We start from the raw sequence: 11,658 nt of genomic DNA on the forward strand, positions 1-11,658 counted from the left end.
TATTGTAAATAGTATCAATGAGTTACAATGTGGCTTATCCCGAACTGGGGTTATTTAGGATTGCCTACAAAACTTTAGCATCTAACAAGCAAAAGCCCACATCATCGGATATGGGCTTTTTAGTATACATTTATAAAACAAAATAATTGCTCAATTAAACAGCGGCAAGTGCTTGCTCTAAATCAGCTTTGATATCTTCAATGTGCTCAATCCCAATTGACAGACGCACCATATCCGCACTAACACCCGCGTTTTCTAGCTCTTGCTCGTTAAGCTGACGATGGGTGGTGGTCGCTGGATGACAAGCGAGCGACTTAGCATCACCGATATTGACCAAGCGCGTAATCAGTTGCAGCGCATCAATAAAGCGCGCGCCTGCTTCGAGGCCACCTTTTACCCCAAAGGTTAAAATAGCAGATGGCGTGCCCTTCATGTATTTTTGCGCAAGCTCATGCTCAGGATGGTCTGGCAAACCAGCATATTTTACCCAAGCAACTTTGTCATGGTCGCGTAGATATTCAGCAACCGCTTGCGCGTTTTGCACATGACGCTCCATACGCAAGCTCAATGTCTCCATCCCCTGCATGATACCGAAAGCATTAAGTGGGCTGATTGCCGCGCCAGTATTACGTAGAGGCGCGACGCGAGCACGGGCAATAAATGCCGCTGCGCCGACGTCTTTGACAAAGTTTACGCCGTGATAGCTTTCATCTGGGGTGTTTAATAATGGGAAGCGCTCAGGATAATCGCCCCAAGGGAAAGTTCCGCTATCAACAATCGCGCCACCAATTGAGGTGCCCGTACCACTCATATATTTGGTCAATGAATGAATGACGATATCAGCGCCAAACTCAAATGGACGGCATAGCGCCGGCGTCGCAACCGTGCTATCAATCACCACTGGTACGCCATACTCATGGGCGATGTCACTCAGTGCTTGGATATCGACGATATTACCCAATGGATTACCGATACTTTCAGCAAAGACCATCTTGGTTTTATCATCGATTAAATCACGTATTGCTTCTGGGTTTTTATGGTCAAAAAAACGGACTTCGATACCTTGGCGCGGCAAAGCATGAGCAAATAAATTATAAGTACCGCCGTATAGCGTTGATACGGCGACGATATTATCACCTGCTTCACAAATGGTTTGAATCGCATAAGTGATAGCCGCCATACCAGAGGCAACCGCTAGCGCCCCGATACCGCCTTCAAGTGCCGCAACGCGCTCCTCTAACACCGCCGTCGTCGGATTCATGATACGGGTGTAAATGTTGCCAGCAACTTTTAAATCAAATAAATCGGCGCCATGCTGGGTATTATCAAAGGCATACGAGCTGGTGTGGTAAATAGGCACGGCGACCGCTTTGGTGGTTGGCTCGACGCTATAGCCGGCGTGAATGGCTAAGGTTTCAAGGCGCTGGGTATTCTGCTTAGCTGGTTGTCCGTCACTCATAAGGTGCTCCTAAAATGTCATGGGATATTTAGAGGGGTATTGTTAGGTTATTAAACCTATATTTCATTTATCAAAATTGGTTATAACAAAAAGTCATAAAAAAAGCTGAGTTAATCATAACCCAGCTTCTTTATTAAAAGAATAGCAAATTTTTCATCTCTTAATGACAAATATTCATAAGCAATATTTATAAACAAAGAAACTAATAAGCATATTCCTAGGTAATATCGGCGCTATTTTTATAACGACTTGTCATTTTCTATTTATAGTAAGCGTTTTCGGTACGTGTGTGGTCGGTTTCATCGATGACTTGGGTCAGCTCGGGAATTTGTTGTTTTAGCTGTACCTCGACGCCTTGACGTAAGGTCATATCAACCGCTGAACAGCCTTGGCAACCACCACCGAATTTTAGTATCGCGGTCAAACCAACGCCTTCTTCATCAATCAATTCAAGCAGCTGGACATCACCGCCATGAGCGGCCAAGCTTGGGTTAATCTCAGACTGCAAGACATAGTTTATACGTTCTTCGACACTGGCATCAGCACCAACTTTTGGCACTTTTGAGTTTGGCGCACGGAACGTCAACTGCCCACCAAAGCGGTCTTTATTATAATCGATCACCGCATCTTCTAAATAAGGCACGGACGCCGCTTCAATAAAGGCCGAAAAATCATCATAAGTCAATTTTAGATCAGCGCTGTCTTCTTCGCCTGGCTGATTGTACGCCATGCAGCATTCGGCACGCGGTGTGCCTGGATGCTCGACGAAAATACGCACGCCGATACCATCGGTATCTTGCTTCGCTAATAAATCTGCCAAATACCCTTGCGCCGCTTCAGTGATGGTGATGTTACTTTTGGCTTCGGTTTGCTCAGTATCTAACGCTGACTCGTAATCGGCAGCAGGGTTTACTTGAGTATCAGTTGGATTGTGTTCACTCATAATGCTTCCTATGTGTTATGACACAAGCGTTATATTGGCCACGTCTACTGTGTCGTCTATGTGAGGTTGGGACTAATGAAATTACCATCATTTTGGCTTATCGTTTTAATGCTTTGACCGTGATGAAAATTTCTTTATGGCTCTTTATGGTGTCTATTATAGCGCACTTAACGCATAATTCCGACTGGACTAGTGTGAATTGGCAGTAGCGATTTTTAAGCGCTGAGGTTTTAAGCGATGGCTATTTTTAATAAGGCTTACCTATAGTAAGCTGCCTTTATCTTCATAGTATATAAAGACAGTGTGCAGACTTATCAAGTCTAGCGGGCGTAGAATGCACTAAAGAGCTTATGAAAAGTTTAAAAGAATAAATATCAGAATCTTAACTATTTTGAGAGAGCAGTATGTTGACTGAGAATCTAACATTGGTAACGACTAAAGATGCCGTACAAATCGCTATTTGGGAAATATTCGATAGTGATAAAAGCCATCAATTATCTATCGTTAATGCTAATAAAGGTCAAAATATCTTCTTAACCCACGGCACTTTTTCGGATAAAAAAACCTGCTTAAGAATGGCTGAATACTTAGCTGGACTTGGGCATCATTGCTATATCATGGAATGGCGCGGTCATGGCGCAAGCTCGTTGCCAACAGACAAATTTAATTTCGAAACTGTCGCCACCTATGATTTTCCCGCCACTTTCGATTATTTATTAAACGAATTAAAGCTCAGCAATTTACACTGCGTCACCCATAGTGGCGGCGGTGCGGGCTTAACGATGTTTTTAATCCAAAATCCGCAGTATATCGCTAGAATAAATAGCATCAGCGTGTTTGCTTGCCAAGTGTACGGCGCAATCGTCAATCCGAAGAACTACTTTAAAATAGTCGCCGCTAAACTATTTACGCGTCTATTTGGCTATATACCTGCCAGAAAACTCAAACTGGGTCCTATCAATGAAAGCCATCACACCATGAATCAATGGTATCAATGGAATTTGCATAAAAACTTTCACAGCAGTTTTATTCAGCAAAGTGATATAGATGCGAATGGTATTCAGAAAAGTGCTTTTGATAGCAGCGCTCGCCAGCAAAATACTCCTGAAAGTGCGATTTTTGATTATCGACAGTATATGCCGAATATTACTATACCCATTTATGCTATCAGCGCCAAGGGTGATAAATTCATCTCGCCAACTCAAGGTTGCCTGTCACTTTTTAACGACTTTAATGAGTCTTCCAACAATGACTCTTTCAATAATAACACTCTCAACAAAAACTCTGCCAACGTTTTTCGCGAATATGCGCGAAGTAGTGGCGATTTGGATGATTATACCCATAGCCGCATTTTAAACAGTCGTACGGCTGCCAAAGAGATTTGGCCAACGGTGGCGGCATGGATTGAGCAACATGCAGGGTAAACTTGCAGATTAGAATAGGTCAAATGACGCAAACAGCATAATACTACATCTCCTAAAACTAACTTCACATAACATAACTGACTTAGCCAGTTTGGCTGTTTAGACTGGATTGAACGCCATAATAAATCCAAAGGAGTAATTTATGCAGTTATATGTCATACCAGGAACTTGCGCCGTTGTGCCGCATACCGCCCTCGAATGGACGGGGGCAGATTACGAGCTTAAGCTTTTAGATCACGATTCGGTCAAATCAGAAGAATATCTACGTATCAATCCGCAAGGTGCGGTGCCAGCTATCGTCGATGGCGACACTATCATTACTCAAAACATCGCCACCCAAGTCTATATCGATGCCGCCTATCCCGATGCCAACATCTTTGGTTCAGATACTTCACCAGCTGGTAAAGGACAGCTGATGCATTGGCTAGGATTTTTGAATGCCGATCTGCATAAAGCCTTTGCCCCGCTCTTTGGCCCTGATGGCTTTGTTGAAGGCGATGATGCACAAGAAAGCTTAAAGCAAAAAGCCAAAGAAAAAATCGCCCATTTGCTTAGACTCCCCAACGAGCAGCTCGGTAAAACTGATTATCTAACAGGCAGCAAAACCACGGCTGATATTTACTTATATATCACCCTAACGTGGGCGAAAAAGTTTGAGATTGATCTATCTGACTATAAAAACCTTGATGCCTTTGTCAAACGTATTGAAGAAGATAAAGGTTTGACTGCCGTCATTGAGCAGCAAGGCTTAGAAAAAATCAAAACACTTGAGATTTGATATTTTTAATTTTTTGAGCGTTTGCAAAAATCTTTCTAACCTTAACCTTTCTAACCTTTAGAAGGGTTTCTGCTTTTATATCTATAAAAATATTGTCCTTTAAAATAACATTCATAGCGCAAAAACCAAGCGCTAAAATTCTTTAAAGCGATAAAGTCACCGCACTAAACATCTTTATACTTGTCAGCCAGATATAGGCTGTGTCAGTATTAGCCTCTTTGAGACATTTTGAATTGATAATTGATAGCAGTAAGTTAGGAGTTGGCCGTTATGAGTGAAACAGCAGAGCAAGGTTCGGATAAAACCTCGGATAACAATAATAATAAAGACTACCGTTATTTGGTATTTATTGGACGTTTCCAGCCTTTTCACTGCGGGCACAAGGCAGTGGTCGATGAAGCATTAAAACGTGCCGATAACGTCATTATGCTGATCGGTTCTGCCAACCTGCCTCGTAGTTTGCGTAATCCATTTAGTGTCGATGAACGCGCGGCGATGATCAAGAACGCCTACTCGCCAGTAGAAGCGGCGCGAATTCACTGCGTCGGTCTCGACGATGCGCTCTACAATGACACGCGTTGGCTGCAATATGTGCAAGCGGGCGTCAAGTCGGTCACAGGCGATTTAGAAGGCGATATTGGGCTGATTGGTCATTCAAAAGACAGCTCATCTTATTACTTGTCCTTATTCCCAAATTGGGCGTCGGTTTCTGTGCCCAATTATCACAATTTATCCGCGACCCCTATTCGTGACAGCTACCTAATGGGCGCCACGCCAACGCCTGAGCGCACCCCTGAATCAACCCGCAACGTTCTCAATGACTTTAAAAAGACTGATATTTATCAAAGCCTGCATGAAGAAGCCGATTTCGTCGATAAATATAAAAGACAATGGGAGTCTGCGCCTTATCCGCCAACCTTTATGACCGCTGATGCGCTCGTCGTGCAATCAGGGCATATTTTATTGGTTGAGCGCCGCAGTATGCCAGGACGCGGGCTATGGGCATTACCGGGTGGCTTTTTGAATCCAAAAGAAACCTTATTTGATGCCTGTATCCGCGAGCTACGCGAAGAGACGCGCTTAAAAGTGCCTGAACCGGTGCTACGCGGCTCTTGTCATAGTCAGCATACCTTTGACGACCCGTATCGCTCAGCGCGTGGGCGTACGATTACCCAAGCTTTTTATTTTCAGCTAAAAAACGACCCAAAAGGGTTGCCAAAAGTCAAAGGTGGCGACGATGCAGCCAAAGCGTTTTGGCTGCCACTCGCTGAGCTTGATGCCACCATGATGTTTGAAGACCATTATGCGATTATCGCTAAAATGGTTGGTTTGTAGGCTTTTATCAGGCGACTGTGCAATTTTTATTAACCTTTTTTCACGCCAGCGCCGATAGACGGCAATGGCTCACCGCCGCAGCGGTTATTAAAAAACAGCTGCGGCATCTCAAAGCAGAGGAGTTCTGTGATGTACACCAGCAATTTAAACAATTTAATCTTAAATAGCGACAGCTATAAAACCTCCCATTGGGTGCAATATCCAAAAGGTAGCGAGTATCTATCAAGCTATATCGAAGCGCGTAAAGGTGACTACGATGTGGTATTTTTTGGCTTGCAAGCCTTTATCAAAGAATACCTTAGCACGCCGATTACCCATCAAGATATCGATGAAGCCGAAACGGTCATTCAAGCCCATGGCTTGACCTTTAACCGTGCCGGTTGGGAGCTGTTAGTCGATAAGTATGGCGGCTATCTGCCACTGCGCATCGAAGCCATTCCTGAAGGCAGCGTCGTTCCAGCATCCAATGTGGTCTGCCAAATTATTAATACTGACCCTGAGTTCTATTGGCTACCAAGCTATATCGAAACGGCGCTACTGCGTGCGATTTGGTATCCCTCAACCGTCGCTAGCGTCTCGCACTATTGCAAAGGCATCATTCGTCAGGCACTAGAAAAATCTGCCGACAATACCGAGTCGCTGATTTTCCGTTTGCATGATTTTGGTTCGCGCGGTGCGTCTAGTCAAGAATCTGTCGCCCTTGGTAGTCTTGCGCATTTGGTGAACTTTGCTGGTACCGACTCGATGACGGCCTTGGTTGCCGCCAGCCGCTGGTATCACATGGACAAAGAAATAGCTGCTTTTTCTATCCCTGCTGCTGAGCATAGCACCATGACGGCGTGGGGTCGCGACGGAGAAACTGCCGCCTTTGCCAATATGATTGAACAATTTGGCGGCGCTGGTAAAAGTTTTTCTGTGGTATCTGACAGCTATGATTTATGGAATGCCATTGATAATATTTGGGGCGGTAGCCTAAAAGACGACGTCAAAAATATGGGCGGAACTTTGGTTATCCGTCCAGATAGCGGCGATCCGGCAAAAGTGGTGCGCGAAGCCTTGGAGCGTTTGGCGGTAAAGTTTGGCACCACCATCAATAGCAAAGGCTATAAAGTGCTGCCCGACTATGTACGCATTATCCAAGGCGATGGTATCAGCCCGCAAAGCTTAAGCAAAATCATCGATGTGGTCTTAAACGCAGGCTTTAGCGCCGACAATATCACCTTTGGGATGGGCGGCGGCTTATTGCAGCAAGTCAATCGCGATACCATGAGCTGGGCGATGAAAGCCAGTGCCATCTCTATCGATGGTGTATGGAAAGATATCTATAAAGACCCTGTCACCAGTCGCTCAAAACGCTCAAAAAGAGGCCGTTTGGCACTCATAAAAAATAGCAAAGGCAACATAGATACCATTAAAGCGGATAATTTAACGTCAGCTGCAGATAACCTACTACGCGATGTATATATCGATGGTAAATTACTTATTGAAGACAACCTCACTACGATTCGGGAGCGTGCAGGATGGTAGCTACTAAAAAAATGCAAAATAAAATAACCGCTGCTGCCAAGGACGTGCTGCTTGCTCCTGTTTACCTTTATCAAGGGCACAAAATCAAGCGTGATACCGTACGCCTACCTGAGCCAAATGGCGAGCGTCATGGACAGGTTCAGCTCAATAACTTGCCTATTACCTCAAAGGGTAAAAGCAATAATATATTGAACCTGATGGTCGTTGGTGATTCGGCAGCGGCTGGCGTCGGTAGTCAAACCCAACAAGAGGCGCTGGTTGGTCATTTGATACCTATTTTGACTGAGCAGCCTGCTATCCAAAGCGCTTTTGATACCTTAAACTGGTCGTTGCAAGCGACCACGGGTCATACCAGCTTTGATATTTTGCGCAGGCTTTATGTGTTGCCTGCACCGAGCCAACCTATTGATGTGATGGTATTAAGTGTCGGCGTTAATGACACCACCTCCAAAGTCTCTGCGGCTCAATGGCAACAGCAGATTGAAAATATCATTGCTATCGCCCAGCGTAAATTTGGCGTACGCGAGCTGGTTTTTTTAAGCTTACCGCCGATGGCACAAATGCCTGCAATACCTGCGCCATTGAATAACTTCGTTGGTGCCAAAGCCGCTATCCTTGATAATAGCTTGCAGCAAATTTGTGCCGCTCATGACAATGTCACTTATATGGCAACGAACTTTGCGCGCATGATAGAAGAACACTCTAACGGCACGCCGATCGATATCAGAGTGATGTTTGCCAGCGACGGCTTTCATCCAAGCAGTTTGATGTATGGCTATTGGGCGCAGCAAGTGGCAGAATTGATTGTGAAGTTGCTAGATTCGTCGACTACTAAGTTAAGTAGCTGAGTAGTGCAAATACTTAACATTAAAATTTAGATAAAAAAAACCGCTGAATAGTCAGCGGTTTTTTATTGCTTAGCAAAAGACTGCTTCGCGATATGTATTTACACCATAAGTATAAATTATTCAGCAGAATCAGCCGCTTTCTTACTACGGCCACCAAACGCACCAAAGCGTTTGTTGAAGCTTGCAACACGGCCTTCAGTAGAGGTTTTACGTTGTTCGCCAGTATAGAATGGATGCGACGCACTTGAAATATCAAGTGGGTAGTATGGGTATTCTTTACCTTCGTATTCACGAGTGGCTTTGGTGTTAACGGTTGAGCGAGTTAAGAAAAACACGTCAGCGTTGGTGTCATGGAACAAAACTTCTTGGTAATTAGGATGGATATCTTTACGCATAATAAACTCTCTATGTCCGATGTATGGAAAGCACTTTTGCTTAATGGCATTTTGACTATCAAGCACGCTCACATACGTAACTGAGGCACTAAGGACATCTATCAGTCTGGCAATTACGTCACTGGCTTATTCCAGCACCCAACACCACACCGCTGCTCACTTAGCCTTTCCCCAGCGGGAAAATCAAACCGCGATTTTAACGGTTTTTGCTACTCGATGCAAGCCGCTTCTACGATAAAACCATGCCATTAACTCGACTTAACGCCATTATGCTGAGTCAAAAAACCACATAAATAATCATAAAAAAGCAGCCACGCTAGCTGCCTTTTTTATGGAAAACTTATTTTTGGAAAACTTATTTTTGGAAAAATGGAAACTTATTTGGTTTTTACGATATGCCAAACGCCAAGTTTGTTGTCGCCATCTTTATCGCCAACCTTGGTATCATTGGCATAAAAGTATAACGGTTTACCATTCATCGCCCATTGATATTTGCCATCTTCACGTTTAAAGGCGGCAAACTGTCCTGACGCTTTGGCATTACTTGGTGCCAAAAACGCTGGCCAAGCAACCAGACAAGCTGAGCCACATTCTGATTTATTCATAGAATCTTTATCAAAGGTATATAAGGTCATATGATTGGTTGCATCGACCAACATACCGTTTTTACTGGCAACTGGAGCGGTATTTTTAGTGGTCGCTTGCACCTCATGCATGCCAGAATCATCCTTGCCCAGCATATTGTTAAACGTAGAACAGCCGCTAAGCGCTAATGCACCAGAAATGACAGATAACATAAGTATATGTTTCATAATAACGTCCTTGTTAATAGTGGTTTTTTAAATTGCTTCTTTTATATGGTTTCTTGTGGTCTGCAATCCTATACCTTAAAGCAAAAAACGGCTTAAAGCTGACCATAAGTATTTTTACTATAGCACAGACATAAAATCAGTTATTTCTCGCATCATATAAATTTACAAAAGCACATAAAGTTTACAAATTAAATAAAGTTTGCTCTTCAATTTTTTAAAAATGCTTTTACAAAGCTGTGTTTTAGTCGCTCCTTGTTTGCCGTCCTTTGACAAAACTTATGCATCTACTTACGTTTTTGCCATGCTAATTTGAGTAATTTTTTCGTAGAATAAGACACCTATATTAAGAATTACTACACAATAAGAAATATGACTATAGCGGTTTAAAATGACTGTTGAACTTAGGGTTCGCTGTACGCATATCGGTAGCCTTGCATCAAAAAAACACGCATTAGAAAAACACGTTATTTAACATATAAGTGCGGCGAATATAAAAAACTTGAGAAAAGAAACTTAGCAACGAATTATTTCACAAAGACGCCGAGCCATTCCTACTAATTGAAGATAGGAATGCGACTAAGGATATAACAACGACAATGACTCATTCTGTTATGAACAATCAAGTGCCTGCTAGCAAACGGGTTGGTATTCTCGGTGGCGGTACAGCGGGTGCAACCATCGCGATTCGCCTTGCGGCATTGGGCCTTGAGACGTATTTATTTGAAAAAAACACCTCGCTAATTGACGGGCCGCCGATGTGTCATTTGCATGCCGGTGGCAACCTATATCGTGAAATACCTGATGAAGATTGCGTTGCCCTGCTCAAACAATGCATCGATATTCTGCGCCTTTATCCTTATACCATTGATGTACGCCCGACGGTATTTGCGGTGCCGACGCGCGATGAAGGTTTGCCTGAGGATTTATTACCGCGTTTAGATATCTTGACCGACGCTTATCGAGAGCTTATCGCCGAAGATGGTAATAATAAAGTACTCGGCGAACCTGAAAACTACTATCAATTATATAGCCACGAGCAACTGATTGCCTTATCTGAGCGCGAGCAAGTCGCGGTGCCGCGCACGGTTGATGAATGGATGATACCAGTTGCTAAGTATTTGGATTTAAACAAGGTTAAATTTCCGCTGATTGTCGTGCAAGAATATGGCTGGAATATCTTCCGTTTGGCAGCTTCTGCACAAGTGGCTTTAGAAGGCTATGAGCACGCGCATGTCTTTACCGATACGCAGGTTAATCAAGTCATGCCAGTTGATTGTGAAAACTGCTCAAACGCTGACCATCATGTGACCAGATGGCGCATTGATTATCAACAAGCAGCGCGCTCTGATACTGAGACCGAATTTGAAGCCAAAACGGATTCTATCGAAGTTGATTACTTAATCAACGCTTGTGGTTTTCGTACTGGCATCATCGATGATATGGTCGGGGTCAAAGTCACGCGTATGGTCGAGTTTAAATCGTCTTATATCACTCATTGGGACGATACGGGCGGACAGATTCCTGAAATTATCGTCTATGGTGAGCGCGGTACCCCTGAGGGCATGGCGCAGCTAACGCCCTACCCTGATGGTTATTTTCAGATACATGGCATGAGTAAATTTATCACCCTATTTGATGATGGTTTGGTTGCTTCTAACAAAAATAGCGCGCAACCGAAATTGCCATCGCAATATTTGCACTATATCGAGGACGGCTGGGATAAAGCGCCACTACAAGCGCGCAGCCAGCAAGCGATTGATTACGTGGCTGAATTCGTTCCAACCTTTCATAGCGCGCGTACAGTTGGCAATGCCTTATATGGCGGGCAGCAAATACCGGGGCAAGACGATACGCTGCGCGTTGCCGATGTGAGCTTATACTCTAATATTCGCTATGCGCGGGCAGAAAACGTCAAAGCCTCATCGACGCTGATTGCTGCCGATCAAATCGTTGATGAATTGACGACGCTTGGTTTGGTTGCTGATGAGGCGCCAGAAAACCGTCAGCGTTATGCGCATGAATGGGCGTATTTGGCACAAAATAATAGCGAAGCAATTGATAAGGTCGCGCGTCATTTAGCGCAAGAGCGCAGCTTTCCAATGGCAATGGCGGGCGTAAATCATAGTATTCATGAGAC

The 11,658-nt window shown here is 44.0% G+C and carries 10 protein-coding genes; 6 read left to right on the forward strand and 4 right to left on the reverse strand.

Annotated features, from left to right (window positions below):
- Positions 1-154: 154 nt before the first annotated feature.
- Both CXF58_RS06480 and nfuA read right to left on the reverse strand, forming a co-directional pair.
- Positions 155-1,459 carry an O-acetylhomoserine aminocarboxypropyltransferase/cysteine synthase family protein gene (locus CXF58_RS06480; protein WP_102076938.1) on the reverse strand — a complete coding sequence of 435 codons (1,305 nt, stop codon included), beginning with the start codon at positions 1,457-1,459 and terminating at the stop codon, positions 155-157.
- 259 nt (positions 1,460-1,718) lie between these two features.
- On the reverse strand, positions 1,719-2,402 hold the full coding sequence (gene nfuA, locus CXF58_RS06485; RefSeq protein WP_102076939.1) for a Fe-S biogenesis protein NfuA: 684 nt from the start codon (positions 2,400-2,402) through the stop codon (positions 1,719-1,721).
- A gap of 404 nt (positions 2,403-2,806) precedes the next feature.
- On the opposite strand from nfuA, the gene CXF58_RS06490 reads away from it, so the two are divergent.
- From CXF58_RS06490 to CXF58_RS06510, 5 genes are all read left to right on the forward strand, one after another.
- A complete protein-coding gene (locus CXF58_RS06490; protein WP_102076940.1) occupies positions 2,807-3,826 on the forward strand; it encodes an alpha/beta fold hydrolase in 1,020 nt (339 codons plus the stop codon).
- Between the two features lie 142 nt (positions 3,827-3,968).
- Positions 3,969-4,604 (forward strand): glutathione S-transferase family protein, encoded by a 636-nt coding sequence (locus tag CXF58_RS06495; RefSeq protein ID WP_102076941.1) that lies wholly within the window; start codon positions 3,969-3,971, stop codon positions 4,602-4,604.
- Between the two features lie 270 nt (positions 4,605-4,874).
- A complete protein-coding gene (locus CXF58_RS06500; protein WP_102076942.1) occupies positions 4,875-5,939 on the forward strand; it encodes a bifunctional nicotinamide-nucleotide adenylyltransferase/Nudix hydroxylase in 1,065 nt (354 codons plus the stop codon).
- Positions 5,940-6,068: 129 nt separating this feature from the next.
- The gene (locus CXF58_RS06505; protein WP_102076943.1) at positions 6,069-7,466 is read left to right on the forward strand and encodes a nicotinate phosphoribosyltransferase; all 1,398 of its coding nucleotides are present in this window, start codon (positions 6,069-6,071) and stop codon (positions 7,464-7,466) included.
- A complete protein-coding gene (locus CXF58_RS06510; RefSeq protein ID WP_068405146.1) occupies positions 7,460-8,314 on the forward strand; it encodes an SGNH/GDSL hydrolase family protein in 855 nt (284 codons plus the stop codon). The genes CXF58_RS06505 and CXF58_RS06510 overlap by 7 nt, the downstream gene beginning before the upstream one ends.
- Positions 8,315-8,430: 116 nt before the next feature.
- On the opposite strand, the gene CXF58_RS06515 is transcribed toward CXF58_RS06510, so the two are convergent.
- Together CXF58_RS06515 and CXF58_RS06520 are read right to left on the reverse strand one after the other, a co-directional pair.
- Positions 8,431-8,709, reverse strand: a complete 279-nt coding sequence (locus CXF58_RS06515; RefSeq protein WP_068405148.1) for a type B 50S ribosomal protein L31 — start codon at positions 8,707-8,709, stop codon at positions 8,431-8,433.
- Between the two features lie 377 nt (positions 8,710-9,086).
- On the reverse strand, positions 9,087-9,521 hold the full coding sequence (locus CXF58_RS06520) for a COG4315 family predicted lipoprotein (protein ID WP_068405150.1): 435 nt from the start codon (positions 9,519-9,521) through the stop codon (positions 9,087-9,089).
- 596 nt (positions 9,522-10,117) lie between these two features.
- Between CXF58_RS06520 and CXF58_RS06525 the strand changes: the two genes are divergently transcribed.
- Positions 10,118-11,658, forward strand: a 1,541-nt coding sequence (locus CXF58_RS06525; protein WP_102076944.1) for an FAD-dependent oxidoreductase, incomplete at its 3' end; no start/stop codon positions are given.

This window comes from Psychrobacter sp. Sarcosine-02u-2 (assembly GCF_002836335.1).
Taxonomy (GTDB): Bacteria; Pseudomonadota; Gammaproteobacteria; order Pseudomonadales; family Moraxellaceae; genus Psychrobacter; species Psychrobacter faecalis.